We start from the raw sequence: 16,770 nt of genomic DNA, 5'->3' as shown, positions 1-16,770 counted from the left end.
CTGTTTCCGGACGGTCACCGATCCGACCACGCAATGGGACATCCGGGCGCTGAGACCTGCGCCACCCTGCAGCCGGGTCCGCCACGCCGGTCCGCAACGCCGGTCCGCCGGAGATAGTCAGCCGAGTGCGCTCAGCGGCACGTCGGTGGCGGTGGCGGTGACGGCCAGGCCGGCCGGGGTCACGGCCACCTCCTGCAGGTCGAGCTGGAACGGCAGGGCGGGCAGCGGCACCGCGATGGACAACTGCTGGGCGTAGGCCTCAACGAACCCGCGGGCCGCCTCGTCGCCGGGCAGCCCTTCGGCGGCGAGTTCGTCGAAGCGCAGCAGCACCTCGCCCGGAGCGACCTCCAGGTCCGCGGTGCCGGTCAGGGTGACCTGCTGACCGAGGATGTCCACCGGGGCGGTGACGCCGAGCCGTCCATCCTGTTCGGACAACTCCACGCCGGGCTGGTCGATCAGCTGCACGATGCTGTCGTAGGAGACCGTGGCGGTCCCCTGCACGGTCTCCGCGATGACCTCACCCTGGCCGGTGCGCAGCGTCTCCAACGGCGCCTGTACGCCCCGCGCGTCGACGTCGAGGGTGGGCAGCCGCACGCTGTTGCCGTTGACCGCCGCCGACACGTCGCGCAGCACGATCGAGACTGACTGGTAGCGGCCGGTCGCGACCTGGCTGAGGAACGGGAACCCGCCGATCGAGACCTCCGGCTCGGAGGACTCGATGTTCTGACCGGCCACCTGCTGGCGGATCTGGTCGGCGACCGCCCGTTCGGCGTACGCGACGGCGACCCGGTCGGCGACGACCAGGACCAGCGCCAGGACGAGCAGCAGCACGGCGACGACGGTCAGTAGCCGGCGGGCTCGTCGGCCTGGTTGCCGCTGGGAACGCGACCGGTGGACCGGTTCCTCCTGGTACGCCGGATAGGTCGACACGGTGCCTCCTCGGCTGCGGACGGATGCGCCGTACCGTATCTACCCAACCTGAGTACGGCTCATCCGGCACCGGCCCGACCGGTCAGGTACCTCACCTGACCGACCCGGTGACCTGACCGACCCGGTGACTCAGTTGAAGATCAGCACACCGAGGGCGTAGGACAGCGGCGCGGCGAGGGCGAACCCGCCGAGCGGACCCTGCATGTGCCGGGCCACCCACATCGTCGGCGGATCCCCGGCCATCTGCCGGCTGGCCTCGGCGTAGCCGGTGGCGAGGTCGACCAGGACCGCCGCACTGGCGGCGACCAGGCCGACCAGGGCCGCAGTGACCGGGGTGAAGCCGACCACGTAGATGCCGAGCACTGCGCTGGCCAGCGTGCCCACCATGGCACCGAGCACCACGCCGGTGGCGCCCCGGGGCACCTGCGGGGCGAGCCGCGGCCGGGACACCACCGCGTCGGTGAGCCGGGCGGTCATCAGCGCGATGCCGGTGCCGGCCAGCGCCACCACGATGGTCTGGGTGCCACCGAGCTGCAGCCGGCTGAGCACGATCAGCGTGGCGAAGGCGACCACTCCGACGACGATCTGCAACGTGGCGCCGAGCGACTCGGTGACCCTGGTGCGGTCGGCCGGCCGGATCAGCTGGGCGAGGACCGCGACGACGAAGCCGCCTGCCGCCGCGTACCCGACCGGGGCCAGCGAGGCGACGGTCGGCAGCAACGCTCCGATGTCGGCGGCGGCCGCGGCCAGCAGGCTCACCCCGCCGATGACCGGCATCGCCGGTGGCCGGATCGCCAACGTCCAGGAGATCACGAAGAGCAGTTGTACGCCGAAGACGACGATGGTGAACGGGGTCCGGGCCAGCCCTGGCCCGGCGGTCTGCCCACCGAAGATCAGCCCCAGGGCCAGCAGCACGGAGAACCCGGCCACGGTGAGCGAGATGGTCCGGCTGACCGGCACCGGCGCCGACGTGGACCGGCTGCTGACGGTTTCCTGCTCCCCGGTGCGGTCCGGCCGGTCCGCCGGCCGGCTGTCCGCCGCGCCCGACGGGCCGGTGGCCTCGCCACCCACAGCGGCCGCACCACCGGGAGCGGGCGCGTGACCCGGGGCCGGACCCGGACCCGGGGCAGGGCCGGGAGCGGGCGCCCGACCCGGCACCGGCGCGGCGGCTCGACCCGGCACCGGCGCGGCGGCTCGACCGGGACCGGGCGCGGGTACCCGGCCCGGGGCCGGTGCTCGACCCGGCACCGGTGGGCCGGGCTCCGGCGGCCCTGGGACGACGGCGCGACCAGGGCCGCCCCGCATGCCGCCGGGCCGCCCGCCGGGCGGTGGCCCGGGCGGTGACTCCCGGCTACCGTCAGGCCACTGTCCGCGACCGGTCTCGGATGGCGTGGAGGGATGCACGCCCTGATGGTGCCAGACGCGGCGGGTGGCCCGCTGGCGACGGCGCGGGGCGCTATGGCCGACTGCACAGATGAACAGCTCACCGCCCCGCTGTTTCCGGCACCTAATCGGTTAAGCTCATGGCTTAACCACCCGTCAGCGAAGCCGGGGTTCGACGCCACTGTCTGCGGTGACGGCCACGTGGCCGGCGTCCGCGGTCACCACGCGCGGCCGGGACAGGCCGCGAGGACGGAGGTGATGTGTGGAGATCCTGCTGCTGGTAACGGCCCGTGCGGGCGAGCCGTCGGCCGTACTGCCCGCACTCGACCTGCTCCCCCACTCGGTGCGGACCGCGCCCCGCGATGTCCGCACCCTGGTTTCCGGGCCGAGCCCGGACGCGGTCCTGGTCGACGCCCGGTCGGAGCTGTCCGAGGCCCGTGCGACCTGCCGGATGCTGCATGCCACTGGTCTGGGCGTCCCGCTGGTCGCGGTGGTCACCGAGGCCGGCCTGATCGCGCTGAACGCCGACTGGGGCGTCGACGACGTCATCCTGGCCAGCGCCGGCCCGGCCGAGGTGGAGGCGCGGCTGCGGTTGGCGGTAGGTCGGCTGACCAACGCCACGTCAGGCGCGGGCGGGCTGATCCGGGCCGGCGAGCTGACCATCGACCCGGACACCTACGCCGCCAAGCTCAAGGGCCGCCCGCTCGACCTGACCTACAAGGAGTTCGAGCTGCTCAAGTTCCTCGCCCAGCACCCGGGGCGGGTCTTCACCCGCGACCAGCTGCTGCGCGAGGTCTGGGGCTACGACTACTTCGGCGGTACGCGTACGGTCGACGTGCACGTGCGGCGGCTGCGGGCCAAGCTCGGCTCGGAGTACGAGTCGATGATCGGCACGGTCCGCCAGGTCGGCTACAAGTTCGTGGTGCCGCCGAGCCGCTCGTCGCTGCCGGACACCGAGCCCGCACCGCTGCCGGTCTAGCGGATTCCGCCACCTCACGGTGGCGCAACGCCGAAACATCAGCTGAGGCGCCATCCGGATCTGTCCGGATGGCGCCTCAGATTTTCGTCCGAATAGACCGTCTATATCGGTTATTCACCGTTTCATCTAAATCAGCCAGCTGCAACCTCCTAGCGTCGGGCCGACGACCGAACCGACGGCGGGAGGGCTGCAGTGACGGTGCTGGCGGGTCTACGCGGGCTGACCGTCGCCGCCGTGGCCGTGACGGCCGTCCTGACCGGCGCGTACCTTCTCGGTTCCAGCAGTGCACCGGCCGACCGGGCCGACCCCGACCCCACGCCCGCGCCGGCACCGGGCCCGACCCGCAGCGGACCCGACCCCGACCTGGTGCCACCACCGGCCCGGTCCACGGCGTCGCCGCCGTCACCCACCGGGGCACCGGACCCGGACCGTTCGGCGGCCCGGCTGCCGGCGTACGCCCCACTTGCCCCCGACCGCAGCGGACCGCACGGCACCCGGCAGACCAGCGGCAGCGCCGCGGTCGCCCTCACCTTCGACGACGGCCCGCACCCGGTGCACACCGAGCAGACCCTCGACGTGCTCCGCCAGTTCGGGGTGAAGGCGACCTTCTGCCTGGTCGGCCGGAACGTGGTCGCCCATCCGGAGCTGGTCCGGGCCATTGCCGCAGACGGGCACACCCTGTGCAACCACTCGTGGAGCCATGACTTCGGCCTCGGCAGCTACCCGCCGGCCGCGATCCGCACCGATCTGACCCGGACCTCCGAGGCGATCCGGGCCGCCGCCCCCGGCCACCCGGTCTCCTACTACCGCCAACCCGGTGGCTTTTGGACTCCCGCTGTGGTCGAGGTGGCGCGGGAACTGGGCATGACCTCGATCCACTGGACCATCGACCCGGCCGACTACTTCCAGCCCGGTGCGGGCAGCATCACCGCGACGGTGACCGCGCAGGCCGTACCCGGGTCGGTCGTACTGCTGCACGATGCCGGCGGCAACCGGTCCGGCACGGTGCTGGCACTGCGTACGATCCTGCCGAACCTGCGGCAACGTTTCCTGGTCGACGCGCTGCCGCCGATGGCCGAACCGGCCGACCAGCGCAGCCGCCGGCTGCACCTGCGCACCGGCCAGATCTGACCGCGACGATCCGCCGCGACGGGCGGACCGGACGGGAGATACGGTGGGGCACGTGGCTGAGTCGGCGACCCAAGCGAGCATGACCGTCGTTCGGTTCGACCAGCTCGACCCTGCCCAGGTCGACCGGGTGCTGAAGCTGGCGGCGGTCGCCGCCGACACCGACGGTGCCGACCCGCTGCCGGAGCAGGTCGTCATCGGACTGCGGGAGGCGGCCTCCGCCCGGCACCTCACGCTCGCCGACCCGGCCGGCGAGACCATCGGCTACGCGCATCTCGACCCGACCGATCCGGCCGGCCCGGTCGCCGAGCTGGTGGTCCACCCGGCACACCGGCGACGCGGGTACGGTCGTCGACTGCTCGCCGGGCTGCTCGACGCCGCCGGTCCGACGGCCGCATTGCGCGTCTGGGCGCACGGCGACCACCCGTCGGCCGCAGCCCTCGCCCTCGACCACGACTTCGTCCGCGACCGGGTGCTGTTGCAGCTGCGCCGCAAGCTGACCGACCCGCTGCCCGAGCCGCTGCCCGAGCCGGCCCTGCCAGCCGGGGTACGGATGAGGTCATTCGTACCGGGTCAGGACGACGCCGCCTGGGTGGCGCTCAACGCGAAGGCGTTCGCCGACCACCCCGAGCAGGGCCGCTGGGAGCTGCCGCAACTGCATGCCCGGATCACGCAGCCGTGGTTCGACCCAGCCGGTTTCCTGCTCGCCGAGGATCCGACCGGCCGGCTGCTCGGCTTCCACTGGACCAAGGTGCACGCCGACGCGGCGGTCGGCGAGGTCTACGTACTCGGGGTCGATCCGACCGCCCACGGCGGCGGTCTCGGCCGCGCGCTCACCCTCGCCGGGCTGCGGCATCTGGCCGCCGCCGGGCTGCACCGGGCGATGCTCTACGTCGACGAGTCGAACACCGCCGCGGTACGGCTCTACACCCGGCTCGGCTTCCTGCGCTGGTCGGCCGACGTGAGCTACCGCCGGCGCTGACCGGCCGGCCTCGGCCGACCGGCACCGGCCGGCCGGTCGGTGCCGGCACCGACCGCGGTCAGCCGAACCGGCCGGTGATGTAGTCCTCGGTCGCCTTGACCTTCGGGTTGCTGAAGATCCGCTGCGTGTCGTCCATCTCGATCAGCTTGCCGGGGTGGCCGGTGCCGGCGATGTTGAAAAAGCCGGTCCGGTCGCTGACCCGGGCCGCCTGCTGCATGTTGTGCGTGACGATGACGATGGTGAACTCGGTCTTCAGCTGGTGCATCAGGTCCTCGATGGCGAGGGTGGAGATCGGGTCCAGCGCGGAGCACGGCTCGTCCATCAGCAGCACCGCCGGCTTGACGGCGATTGCCCGGGCGATGCACAGCCGCTGCTGCTGCCCGCCGGAGAGGCTGGAGCCGGGCCGGCCCAGCCGGTCCTTGACCTCCTCCCACAGGTTGGCGCCGCGCAGCGTCTGCTCGACCAGTTCGTCGAGGTCGGCCTTGCGCATCCGACCGCCGTTGAGCTTCACCCCGGCCGCCACGTTGTCGTAGATCGACATCGTCGGGAACGGGTTGGGACGCTGGAACACCATGCCGACCTGCCGCCGTACCGCGACCGGGTCGACGCCGATGCCGTACAGGTCGTCGCCGTCCATGGCGACCTTGCCGGTCACCCGTCCACCGGGCACCACTTCGTGCATCCGATTCAGCGAGCGGAGGAAGGTCGACTTGCCGCAGCCGGACGGGCCGATCAACGCCGTCACGGAACGCGGCTCGATGGTCATGTCGACCTGCTCCACGGCCTTGAAGTTGCCGTAGAAGATGTCGAGGTCGGAGACTTCGATGCGCTTGGCCACTTGAGGGGTCCTTTCCGCGGTCAGCGGCTGGTCGGCAGGGAGAAGAAGCGGGAGATCAGCCGGGCCACCAGGTTGAGGCCCATGACGATGACGAACAGGGTGAGCGCCGCCGCCCACGCGCGCTCCACACCGAACTCCGGCCGGGCGCCGGGGATGCTGTACGAGTAGTAGGTGAAGATCGGCAGCGAGGACATCCGGCCGTCGAACAGGTTCCAGTTGGTTGCCGTGGTGCTGCCGGTGATGATCAGCAGCGGGGCGGTCTCGCCGATCACCCGGGCGATGGCGATGGTCACGCCGGTGGCGATGCCCGGAGCGGCGGTCCGCAGCACCACCCGTAGCACAGTGCGCCACTTCGGCACGCCTAGCGCGTACGACGCTTCGCGCAGCTCGTTCGGCACCAGCTTGAGCATCTCCTCGACCGAACGGACCACCACCGGCACCATCAGCACCGACAGGGCGACGGCACCGCCGAGGCCGAACCGGATGCTCGGGCCGAAGAAGATCGCGAAGAAGGCGAACGCGAACAGACCTGCCACGATGGACGGGATACCGGTCATCACGTCGACCAGCAGGGTGACCCACCGGGCCAGCCGGCCCTTGCCGTACTCGACCAGGTAGACGGCGCACATCACGCCGATCGGGACCGAGATCAGGGTGGCCGCGCCGGTGATCATCAGGGTGCCGACGATGGCGTGCAGCGCCCCGCCGCCTTCACCCAGCACGCCCCGCATGTCGCTGCTGAGGAAGGTCCCGTCGAACCGGTGGATGCCGTTCTGGGTGACGGTGATCATCAACGACAGCAGCGGCAGCATCGCGAGGGCGAAGGCGAGGCTGACCAGTACGGTGACGAACCGGTCCTTGGCCCGGCGGCCGCCTTCGACCTGCCAGGAGACCGCCGGCAGGGCCACCATGACGAGCAGTACACCGATGGCCAACGAGAGCGGGATGGCCAGCCCGAGGCTGAGGCCGCCGACCAGGCCTACCGACAGGCTGCCGCTGACCACCGCCCACGGTGCCCACTTCGGCAGTACGCCGCTGGTCAGCGTGCTGGTGACGGGTACCCGGGGCGGGGTGATGGTGGTCATGCGTTCGCTCCCGAGAAGTCGCGCCGACGGGCGACGACGGCCCGGGCGGCGAAGTTGACGACGAAGGTCAGCGCGAACAGCACCAGGCCGGTGGCGATCAGCGCGTTCACCGCGAGCCCGCTGGACTCGGGGAAGTCCAACGCGATGTTGGCGGCGATGGTGCTGCTGTTGACCGAGTCGATCAGGTTGATGGTGATCACGTCGGAGGCGGAGAGCACCATCGCGACGGCCAGCGTCTCACCGAGCGCCCGGCCCAGCCCGAGCATGCTGCCGCTGATGATCCCGGACCGGCCGAACGGCAGCACGGTCATCCGGATCATCTCCCAGCGGGTGGCGCCGAGCGCCAGGGAGGCTTCCTCCTGCAGCCGGGGGGTCTGCAGGAAGACCTCCCGGTTCACCGCGGTCATGATCGGCAGGATCATCACCGCCAGCACCAGACCGGCGGTCAGCATGGTCCGGCCGGTGGCTGAGGCAGGGCCGGCGAAGAACGGGATGAAGCCGAGGTGCTCCTCCAGCCAGCGGTAGACCGGGACGATGTTCGGGGCGAGGAAGAAGATGCCCCACAGTCCGTACACGACGCTGGGCACGGCGGCCAGCAGGTCGACCAGGTAGCCCAGACCGGCGGCGATCCTGCGCGGCGCGTAGTGCGAGATGAACAGCGCGATGCCGATCGCCAGCGGGGTGGCGACCACCAGCGCGATCACCGCGGCGAGGACCGTGCCGAACAGCAGCGGGGTGACGTACGCGATGAATCCTTCGCCGCCGGGCAGCTCCTCGGGGTCGGCGACCAGGGCGGGGAGGCCCTCGTAGAGCAGGAAGGCCGCGACCGCGGCGAGGGTGACCAGGATGAGCACACCGGCGCCGACGGCGGTGCCGGAGAAGATCTGGTCACCGATCCGCTTGCCGGACCGGCCCCGGCGACGCGTCTCCGCGTCCGGCGGCTCGCCCGTTGACGTGCCGCGCGGCGAGTCGCCGCCGGGCGGCGGATCACTCGATGGGGTACCGCTCTGCGCGGTGGCGGGCTTTGTCACGGATTACGCCTCCTCAGGCCGTGTCGTGACGGGCGGTACGGGATACGCCGCAGGTCCGGACGGCCACCGGGTGACCGTCCGGACCTGGGTCGCAGGGGCTGGACGTGGTGCTCGACTCAGCCGGCGACAGTGATCGCGTCCAGCGCGGACTGCGCCTGGCTGCGCAGCTCGTCGGAGATCGGCGCGGAGCCGGCGTTCTCGGCGGCGGCCTGCTGGCCTTCCTCGCTGATCACGTACGAGTAGAAGGCCTTCACCAGGTCAACCGTCTCCTGGCTGTCGTAGGTGACGCAGGCCAGCTGGTAGGAAACCAGCACGATCGGGTAGACGCCGGCCTCGGCGGTGTCCCGGGGCAGGTCGATGGCGAAGCTGAACTCCGGACGACCAGGAACGGTCTCGGCGGCGTCGACGACGGCGGCGGCCGCCTCGGCCGAGTACTCGACGAAGTCCTCGCCCACCTGGACCGCGGCGACGCCGAGATCGCCGGCGAGAGAGGCGTCAATGTAGCCGATGGTGCCCTCGCCACCGCGCAGCGCGGCGGCGACGCCCTGGTTCTGCGGGGCGGCCTCGCCGCCCGCTGCGGGCCAGTTGCCGTCAACCTCGTACGGCCAGTCGGCCGGCGCGGCCTTGGCCAGGTAGTCGACGAAGTTCTCGGTGGTGCCCGACTCGTCCGAGCGGTGCACCGTGGTGATCGCCAGGTCGGGCAGCGCGGCGTCCGGGTTGAGCTCGGCGATCGCCGGGTCGTTCCAGTTGGTGATCTTGACGTCGAAGATCCGGGCCATCACCGACGGCGACAGGTTCAGCGTCTCGACGCCCGGCAGGTTGTACGCCACGGCGATCGGGCTGATGTAGCCGGGGAACTCGATGAAGCCCTGCTCGCCGCAGGTCTCCAGGGCGGCGGCGATCTCTTCCTCGTCGAGGTACGCGTCGGTGCCGCCGAACTGGGTGCCGCCGCTGGTGAACTGCTCGCGGCCACCGCCGGAGCCGATCGGGTCGTAGGTGACGGTCGCGTCCGGAGCGACGGAGGTGAATCCGGCGATCCACGCCTCCATCGCGGCGCCCTGGGATGAGGCGCCGGCGCCAGCGAGGTTCCCGCTGACCGAGGTGTCGGAGCCGTTGCCAGACTCCGAGCCGTTGTCGCCGTCGTCGCCGCACGCGGCCACGCCGAGGGTAAGCATGACGGCGGCCGGCAGGGCGGCCAGCCGGAGGGACTTACGATTCACGGTGCGTTGCCTCTCTGAGGTCGGGTGGCGAGTCGCCGCCCAGGGGTCGCGGGGGCGAGTTCACCGTCTCGAACGCCGAGGACGGTACGAGCCGTGGCTAAACTGCCGACCGGACCATGGTGAACAGAAGGTGAACGGGGGTTGTATGGTCGCCGTCCGAGCCAAGCCCACGCTCGACTGTGACCGACGTCGCATCTCGGCCGACGCATTTCACCGGCCTGCGTCGGTGATCAGCTCCCAGGCCGACCGCGCCGCACCAGCCGCCAGCGGCGGGCCTGCTCGGCGGGAAGCTGGTAGCCGACCGCGTTGGACCTGCCGGTACCGGTCCGGGCCATCCGCTGCAACGGCAGCCCCCACTTCGGATAGTCGTGGTACGCCTTGACGATCCTGGTCAGCCCACCGAGCGCGCCGATCACCTTGTCGACCGGGCTGCCGAGCCGCGCCGCGAGGTCACCGACCGACATGGTCTCGCCGGGGTGCTCGGCGAGCAGGTCGAGGATCGCGAACACGGTCTGGTGCGTCCGGGACCGACCCTGGGCGAACCGGCGCAACTCCTCGACCGGCCACTCCTTGGCGGCGCGGGCGGTGGACCGGGCCCGCCGGGCTGGCTTCGGGATCGGCCTGGGTCGCCGGTCGAGCTCCTCGATCAGCCGGGCGATGTGCGAGACGTACTCGGCGGGCACGGCAAGATGCACGAGGTCGTCGGCGTCCGTCGGCGCACCCCGCGCGGCTGAGGTCCCTGGTCGTGGAGCCATCTGTCCCGTCCGGTAGCGGTGGCGGGCGAGGACCGCCCGGCACCCAGTCGCGTTCGTGCGCGCCAAAGTATCACCGCTTGGTAACGCAAGATCATCTATCCGGATCAGGGCTTGACAACCGCGAAACTGACCGTCCCGTCCGGATCGACGTACAGCTGAGGGGTGACCGGTACGGCCGGATCCCGGCTGGCGGCGGCCGCGAAGACGGCACCCGGGTCGGCGCAGCCGGCGACCTCGTCGAGCGTCACCCGGGTGGGTGGCAGCAGCTGCCAGTCGCCGGTCTCCGCCCGGTCCAGGGCGAGCCTCGGCCGGACCCACAGCGTCTCATCCGCCTCACCGGACACGTCCCGGGTCGCCTGCCCGACCGGCAGCCGGGCCACGAAGAAGTGGGCGTCGAACCGGCGTGGCTCGAAGTCCGGGGTGATCCACCTGCTCCACGCGGCCAGCAGGTCCGACCGCAGGGTCAGCCGCCGACGGCGCAGCAGCTCCGCGAAGCTCAACGTCCGGGCGAGCAGGGCCTGCCGGTCGACCTCCCACTCCGGACCGTCCACCGCGTCGACCACAGTGGTCTCGTCCGGGCCGGCCAGCAGCACCCCGGACTCCTCGAACACCTCCCGGGCGGCGGCGCAGACCACCGCCTGCGCCTGGTCCGGTGGACACCCCAGCCGCGCCGCCCAGTGCTCCGGGTCCGGCCCGGCCCAGTCCAGCTCGCCTGCGGCGTCGGAGGGATCCACCCCGCCGCCGGGGAACGCGTACACCCCGCCGAAGGCGACAGCCGCCACCCGCCGGATCAGGTAGACCTCGAACCCGGGGCCGCCGGGCGCCCCCGTCGGCCCCGGATCCGTTGTCGGGCGCAGCAGCAGCACGGTCGCGGCGACCCGCGGTCGTACCGGTTCCCGGCCGGCCGCGTAGAACCGGCTGGCCTGCTCGACCATCGCCTCGGGTACGGCGAACAGCATCGGATCGGGTGGCGCGGCGAAAGCCGTGACATCGTCGTCGGTGGGCACGCGCCGAGCGTAGGTCGTCGCCCGGCAGACCGGCCAGCACGCCCCGCCGTCGCCGCGCACGGACTCGCTGGCTAGCGTGCCTGGCATGACTCGTTGGGGAATCCTCGCCACCGGCGGCATCGCCGCCCGCTTCGTCGAAGACCTGCAGTTGCTGCCCGACGCCGAGGTGCTGGCAGTCGGTTCCCGCTCGGTGGCCAGCGCGCAGGCGTTCGCCGACCGCTACGGCATTGCCCGGGCGTACGGATCCTGGGACGAGCTCGCCGCGGACGGTGACGTCGACGTCGTCTACGTGGCGACGCCGCACTCGGCGCACTACGCCGCGACCATGACCTGCCTGGCTGCCGGCCGGGCGGTGCTGTGCGAGAAGCCGTTCACCCTCGACCTGGCCAGCAGCACCGAGCTGGTGGAGACCGCCCGGGCCCGGGACGTTTTCCTGATGGAGGCCATGTGGATGCGGTGCAACCCGACCGTACGCCGGGTGTGCGAGCTAATCGACGACGGCGCGATCGGTGAGGTCGTCTCGGTGCACGCCGACTTCGGCCTGGCCGGGCCGTTCGCGCCGGAGAGCCGGATGCGCGACCGCGCGCTCGGCGGCGGCGCCCTGCTCGACCTGGGCATCTACCCGGTGAGCCTGGCGCATCTGGTGCTCGGCCGACCGGACTCGGTGCGCTCCTGGGCGAAACTCACCCCGGAGGGCGTGGACCAGAACACCGGCGTGCTGCTGGGCTACGAGTCGGGCGCGGTGGCCGCGTTGACCTGCGGCATCGTCGGGGCTACCCCGGTGACGGCGACGATCACCGGTAGCACCGGCCGGATCTCGCTGCCCGACCCGTTCATCTGCCCGAGCGAGTTCACGCTCCGCCGGGGCACCGGCGACCCCGAGGTGGTGCGGGTGGTCGAGCCGGCCGGCAACGGCTACCAGTACGAGGCGGCCGAGGTGCACCGCTGCCTGGCCGCCGGTCTGCGGGAGAGTCCGCTGGTGCCGCACGCGGTGTCCCTCGAGGTCATGGAGCTGCTGGACACGATCCGTGGCCAGATCGGCGTCAGCTACGACTGATTCCGGTCGGTAGTTGGCTGATCCGGTCTGCCGGCCGGGTCACAACGCTCGCCCGGCTTGACTCCGCCGAATACCTCAGCAATCATTGAGTCAATGAACGCTGAGGCAAGTCACCGTGCCGATGACCGGCCGCCACCCGCCCGCCCGCTGGAGCGGCGCGCCCGGGTGCACGCCGGGCAGTTGGAGCGGCGCGCCCGGGTGCACGCCGCGCTCGGCGACCCGGCCCGGCTGGCCATGGTCGACCTGCTGCACCTCGGCGACGCCGCCCCCGGCGAGCTGGGCCGACGGCTCGGGCTGCCGAGCAACCTGGTCGCCCACCACGTCAAGGTCCTGCAGGAAGCAGGCCTGCTGCGCCGCGCCCGGTCCGAGGGCGACCGCCGCCGCAGCTACCTGCAACTGGTGCCGGACGTCCTCGCCGGGCTGGCCCCACCGCCGCTGGCCGGCGTCGACCGGGTGGTCTTCGTCTGCACCCACAACTCGGCCCGTTCCCAGCTCGCCGCAGCACTCTGGCAGCGCACCGGCCCGACCCCGGCCGCCTCGGCCGGCACCCGACCGGCGACCCGGGTGCACCCCCGGGCGGTGGCGCTGGCCCGCCGGCTCGAGCTCGACCTCGACCCGGCCCGCACCGCACACGTGTCGGCCGTCATCGGCGACGGCGACCTGGTCGTCGCCGTCTGCGACAACGCCCACGAGGAGCTCACCGGGGCCGGCGCGCCCGACCTGCACTGGTCGGTGCCGGACCCGGTCCGGGTGGACACCGACGCCGCCTTCGAAGCCGCGTACGCCGACCTCGCCGGCCGGGTCCACCGGCTGGCACCCGCCATCACCAGCCGGGCCACCGCCCCCACGTCCACCGGAGCCCACCATGTCTGACGTCACCGATGCCGTCCGCCCCGACCTGTCCATCGACCAGCAGGTGGCGCTGCGTACCGCAGCGACCCGGCTGGCCCGGGAGTTCGACGGCACCTACAACACCGAGACGATCGAACGGTTCCTGGCGTCCAGCTACGACCAGTTCGCCACCGGCAGCACCATCCCCAACTATCTGCCGCTGCTCGCCGAGCGGTTCGCCCGGCAACGGCTGCAGGCCCTGGCCCGGGTCGAGGGCCTGCACTCCGACGGCCGCCCGGTGGTGCTCTTCCTGTGCACCCACAACGCCGGCCGCAGCCAGATGGCGCTCGGGTTCCTCACCCACCTGGCCGGGGACACGGTGGTCGCCTGGTCCGGCGGCAGCGAGCCGGGCCACGAGGTCAACCGGGCGGCGATCGCGGCGATGGCCGAACGCGGCATCGACATCTCCGGCGAGTACCCGAAGCCGTGGACCGACGAGGTGGTCCGCGCCGCCGACGTGGTGGTCACCATGGGCTGCGGTGACGCCTGCCCGGTCTTCCCCGGCACCCGGTACGAGAACTGGGAGCTGGACGACCCGGCCGGGCAGGACGTCGACGGCGTACGGCCGATCCGCGACGAGATCGAGCGCCGGGTCCGCCGGCTGCTGGACGACCTACAGAAAGTGGAGAACGCGTGAACCCGATCGCACTCTGGCGACGGCTGCTGGCCGAGTTCGCCGGCACCGCCCTGCTGGTCACCTCGGTGGTCGGTTCCGGGGTGATGGCCCAGACGTTGTCGCCGGACGACGTCGGGCTGCAGCTGCTGCAGAACTCGATCGCCACCGCCTTCGCGCTCGGCGCGCTGATCCTGATCTTCGGGCCGGTCTCCGGCGGGCACTTCAACCCGGTCGTCTCGACCGCCGACTGGTTCCTCGGACGACGCAGCCGCACCGGTCTGACCCTGCCGGATCTGACCGGCTACGTCGCCGCGCAGGTGACCGGCGGCATCGCCGGGGCGATCCTGGCCAACCTGATGTTCGCCCTGCCGGCGGTGACCTGGTCCACCAAGGAGCGGTCGGCGGGCAACCTGTGGCTCGGCGAGGTGGTCGCCACCGCCGGCCTGGTCCTGCTGGTCTTCGCGCTGGCCCGGTCGGGCCGGGCCGGCGCAGCACCGGCTGCGGTCGGTGCCTACATCGGTGCCGCCTACTGGTTCACCTCGTCGACGTCGTTCGCCAACCCGGCGGTGACGATCGGCCGGGGCTTCACCGACACCTTCGCCGGCATCCAGCCCGCCTCGATCCCGGCGTTCCTGGTCGCCCAGGTCGTCGGGCTCGCCATCGGAGTCGCCCTGCTGCTGGCGCTCTACCCGGGGGTGGGGCACGCCGCCGACCAGGTCGTGGTGCCGGCCGAGCCCGCCCAGCCGACAGATCCCGCTCTGGCGACCACCCGACGCTGACCCGTTGCCCCACACCCCTCGAAGGAGACACCGTGAGCAAGCCCAGTGTGCTGTTCGTCTGCGTACACAATGCGGGCCGGTCCCAGATGGCCGCCGGCTGGCTGCGTCACCTCGGCGGCGACGCGGTCGAGGTCCGCTCGGCCGGCTCCGCGCCGGCCGAGACGGTCAACCCGGCGGCGGTCGAGGCGATGCGTGAGGTCGGCATCGACATCACCGACCAGACCCCGAAGCGGCTGGAGTGGTCCACCGCCGAGTCCTCCGACGTTATCGTCACGATGGGCTGCGGCGACGCCTGCCCGGTCTTCCCCGGCAAGCGGTACGAGGACTGGCAGTTGCCCGACCCGGCCGGTAAGGGCGTCGAGGCGGTCCGGCCGATCCGCGACGAGATCCGCCGTCGGATCGAGGCGCTGCTCGCCGACCTGGTCCCAACGACCCGGGTCAGCTGAACAGCGGGCGGACGACGAAGTACATCACCGCGCCGATGCTGCCGGCGGCGGGGAAGGTCAGAATCCAGGCGCCGACGATGTTGCCGGCGACGTTCCACCGTACGGCGGACAGCCGCTTGGTCACCCCGACGCCCATGATGGCCGAGGTGATGGTGTGGGTAGTGGAGATCGGCGCGCCGAGCACCAGGGCGTTGAAGTAGAGCACCGAGCTGGCGACGGTCTCGGCGGCGAACCCCTCCGGCGGCCGCAGGTCGATGATCTTGCGACCGAGGGTACGGATGATCCGCCAGCCACCGGCGTAGGTGCCCAGCGCCAGCACGGTCGCCGAGGTCCAGAAGACCCATTCCGGGATGGTCTCGGCGTCCGACTGGAACCCGCCGACGAACAGCGCCAGCACCACGATGCCGATGGTCTTCGCGGCGTCCTGCATGCCGTGCCCGACCGACATCGCCGCCGCCGAGACCGACTGGGCGATCCGGAAGCCCCGGTTCAGCTTGCCGGGCTGCCCGTTGCGGAAGATCCACTGCACGGCGAGCATGACCAGGAAGCCGAGGCCGAAGCCGACCAGCGGGGAGAGCACCATCGGCAGTACCACGTCGCCGGCGATGCCGCCCCACAGCACGGTGCCGGAGGCGGCGATGGTGGCGCCGACCAGGCCGCCGATCAGCGCATGGGACGACGACGAGGGCAGCCCGAAGTACCAGGTGATCAGGTTCCAGGTGATCGCGCCGACCACGCCGGCGAAGACGATTCCGAGGCTGGAGACGCCGGCCGGCAGCTCGACCAGGCCGCTGCCGACGGTCTTGGCCACCTCGGCGCCGAAGTGGGCGCCGATGAAGTTGCCGACCGCGGCCATGATCAGGGCGACCCGTGGGGTGAGTGCCCGGGTGGAGATGCTGGTGGCGATGGCGTTTGCCGCGTCGTGGAACCCGTTGGTGTAGTCGAAGACCATGGCAACGGTGATCACCGCGAGGACGGCGATGAGTTCGGCGCTCACCCGGCTCAGGACTCCTTGACCGCGATGGTCTCGACTGTGTTGGCCACGTGCTCGAAGGCGTCGCAGGCGGCCTCCAGCTCGTCGGCGACCTCCTTCATCTTCAGCACGGTGAGCGCGTCGTACTCGCCGGAGAAGAGGCGGACCAGCAGCATCCGGTACGACCGGTCGCCCTCGTTCTCCAGCCGGTTGCACTCGATCCAGTAGTCGTCGAGGTCCTTCATCGCCCGCAGCCGGGGCATCGCGTCGGCGGTCACCCGGGCCTGCTGGTCGAGCACCGCGATCAGCTCGTGCATCTCCCGGGGCAGCGACGGCAGCTGGGTCAGCCCGTAGAGGTAGAGCAGGTTGCCGACCGCCTCCAGGTGGTCCATCACGTCGTCGAGCTGGCTGCCCAGCCGGTAGATGTCCTCCCGGTCGAACGGGGTGATGAACGCCGAGTTGATCTTCTTGTAGAGGTCGTGGGTGATCTGGTCGCTGTCATGCTCGACCTCGGTGAGCCGCTCACTGACCGACTGGACGTCGACTCCGGGCAGGGCGAGTTCGTTGAGCAGCTCGGTGCCCCGCACGAGGTTCTGCGCGGCCTTGGTGAACAGTTCATAGAAGGCGCCCTCGACCGGGCGGAAGGAGAACTTCACAGCGCAGACCTCGT

The 16,770-nt window shown here is 71.7% G+C and carries 18 protein-coding genes; 8 read left to right on the top strand and 10 right to left on the bottom strand.

Going from position 1 to position 16,770, the window contains the following annotated elements; translation table 11 throughout:
* Positions 1–117: 117 nt before the first annotated feature.
* Positions 118–930, bottom strand: a complete 813-nt coding sequence (locus O7610_RS25945) for an LmeA family phospholipid-binding protein (RefSeq protein ID WP_281553000.1) — start codon at positions 928–930, stop codon at positions 118–120.
* 129 nt (positions 931–1,059) lie between these two features.
* Positions 1,060–2,112 carry a hypothetical protein gene (locus tag O7610_RS25940; RefSeq protein WP_502959057.1) on the bottom strand — a complete coding sequence of 351 codons (1,053 nt, stop codon included), beginning with the start codon at positions 2,110–2,112 and terminating at the stop codon, positions 1,060–1,062.
* Between the two features lie 463 nt (positions 2,113–2,575).
* Here O7610_RS25940 and O7610_RS25935 point away from each other — a divergent pair, with 463 nt between their 5' ends.
* The 3 genes from O7610_RS25935 to mshD all read left to right on the top strand — a co-directional run bounded on the left by O7610_RS25935 (position 2,576) and on the right by mshD (position 5,402).
* Entirely contained in the window at positions 2,576–3,292 is a 717-nt protein-coding gene (locus O7610_RS25935) for a winged helix-turn-helix transcriptional regulator (protein ID WP_278171736.1), read from the top strand.
* Positions 3,293–3,484: 192 nt separating this feature from the next.
* Positions 3,485–4,423 (top strand): polysaccharide deacetylase family protein, encoded by a 939-nt coding sequence (locus O7610_RS25930; RefSeq protein WP_289212094.1) that lies wholly within the window; start codon positions 3,485–3,487, stop codon positions 4,421–4,423.
* Between the two features lie 79 nt (positions 4,424–4,502).
* Complete coding sequence (mshD, locus tag O7610_RS25925) at positions 4,503–5,402, top strand: mycothiol synthase (protein ID WP_281552996.1); 900 nt, start codon at positions 4,503–4,505, stop codon at positions 5,400–5,402.
* Positions 5,403–5,460: 58 nt separating this feature from the next.
* On the opposite strand, the gene pstB is transcribed toward mshD, so the two are convergent.
* From pstB to O7610_RS25895, 6 genes are all read right to left on the bottom strand, one after another.
* Positions 5,461–6,240 carry a phosphate ABC transporter ATP-binding protein PstB gene (gene pstB, locus O7610_RS25920; RefSeq protein ID WP_281552995.1) on the bottom strand — a complete coding sequence of 260 codons (780 nt, stop codon included), beginning with the start codon at positions 6,238–6,240 and terminating at the stop codon, positions 5,461–5,463.
* Between the two features lie 20 nt (positions 6,241–6,260).
* Complete coding sequence (pstA, locus tag O7610_RS25915) at positions 6,261–7,325, bottom strand: phosphate ABC transporter permease PstA (protein WP_289212093.1); 1,065 nt, start codon at positions 7,323–7,325, stop codon at positions 6,261–6,263.
* On the bottom strand, positions 7,322–8,356 hold the full coding sequence (gene pstC, locus O7610_RS25910; protein ID WP_281552993.1) for a phosphate ABC transporter permease subunit PstC: 1,035 nt from the start codon (positions 8,354–8,356) through the stop codon (positions 7,322–7,324). The genes pstA and pstC overlap by 4 nt, the downstream gene beginning before the upstream one ends.
* 116 nt (positions 8,357–8,472) lie before the next feature.
* Entirely contained in the window at positions 8,473–9,576 is a 1,104-nt protein-coding gene (gene pstS, locus O7610_RS25905; protein WP_281552992.1) for a phosphate ABC transporter substrate-binding protein PstS, read from the bottom strand.
* Between the two features lie 230 nt (positions 9,577–9,806).
* Complete coding sequence (locus tag O7610_RS25900) at positions 9,807–10,331, bottom strand: hypothetical protein (protein WP_281552991.1); 525 nt, start codon at positions 10,329–10,331, stop codon at positions 9,807–9,809.
* Positions 10,332–10,435: 104 nt separating this feature from the next.
* Positions 10,436–11,290, bottom strand: a complete 855-nt coding sequence (locus tag O7610_RS25895; protein WP_475049848.1) for an NUDIX hydrolase — start codon at positions 11,288–11,290, stop codon at positions 10,436–10,438.
* 133 nt (positions 11,291–11,423) lie between these two features.
* Here O7610_RS25895 and O7610_RS25890 point away from each other — a divergent pair, with 133 nt between their 5' ends.
* The 5 genes from O7610_RS25890 to O7610_RS25870 all read left to right on the top strand — a co-directional run bounded on the left by O7610_RS25890 (position 11,424) and on the right by O7610_RS25870 (position 15,127).
* Positions 11,424–12,395, top strand: a complete 972-nt coding sequence (locus O7610_RS25890) for a Gfo/Idh/MocA family protein (RefSeq protein ID WP_289212092.1) — start codon at positions 11,424–11,426, stop codon at positions 12,393–12,395.
* A gap of 93 nt (positions 12,396–12,488) precedes the next feature.
* Positions 12,489–13,268 (top strand): arsenate reductase/protein-tyrosine-phosphatase family protein, encoded by a 780-nt coding sequence (locus tag O7610_RS25885; RefSeq protein ID WP_281552989.1) that lies wholly within the window; start codon positions 12,489–12,491, stop codon positions 13,266–13,268.
* A complete protein-coding gene (locus O7610_RS25880) occupies positions 13,261–13,923 on the top strand; it encodes an arsenate reductase ArsC (RefSeq protein ID WP_289212091.1) in 663 nt (220 codons plus the stop codon). Before O7610_RS25885 ends, O7610_RS25880 begins: the two co-directional genes overlap by 8 nt.
* On the top strand, positions 13,920–14,681 hold the full coding sequence (locus tag O7610_RS25875; RefSeq protein ID WP_281552988.1) for an aquaporin: 762 nt from the start codon (positions 13,920–13,922) through the stop codon (positions 14,679–14,681). The genes O7610_RS25880 and O7610_RS25875 overlap by 4 nt, the downstream gene beginning before the upstream one ends.
* Before the next feature lie 86 nt (positions 14,682–14,767).
* Complete coding sequence (locus O7610_RS25870; RefSeq protein WP_289213693.1) at positions 14,768–15,127, top strand: arsenate reductase ArsC; 360 nt, start codon at positions 14,768–14,770, stop codon at positions 15,125–15,127.
* Here the strand turns inward: O7610_RS25870 and O7610_RS25865 are convergent.
* Both O7610_RS25865 and O7610_RS25860 read right to left on the bottom strand, forming a co-directional pair.
* Positions 15,120–16,124, bottom strand: a complete 1,005-nt coding sequence (locus tag O7610_RS25865; protein ID WP_281552987.1) for an inorganic phosphate transporter — start codon at positions 16,122–16,124, stop codon at positions 15,120–15,122. The genes O7610_RS25870 and O7610_RS25865 overlap by 8 nt on opposite strands.
* Positions 16,125–16,129: 5 nt before the next feature.
* Positions 16,130–16,756 (bottom strand): DUF47 domain-containing protein, encoded by a 627-nt coding sequence (locus tag O7610_RS25860; protein WP_281552986.1) that lies wholly within the window; start codon positions 16,754–16,756, stop codon positions 16,130–16,132.
* Positions 16,757–16,770: the final 14 nt, after the last annotated feature.

Source organism: Solwaraspora sp. WMMA2065 (genome assembly GCF_030345075.1).
Lineage (GTDB): Bacteria > Actinomycetota > Actinomycetes > Mycobacteriales > Micromonosporaceae > Micromonospora_E.
Note: the sequence above shows the minus strand (reverse complement) of the source record. Positions and strands in the feature narration are given on the sequence as shown.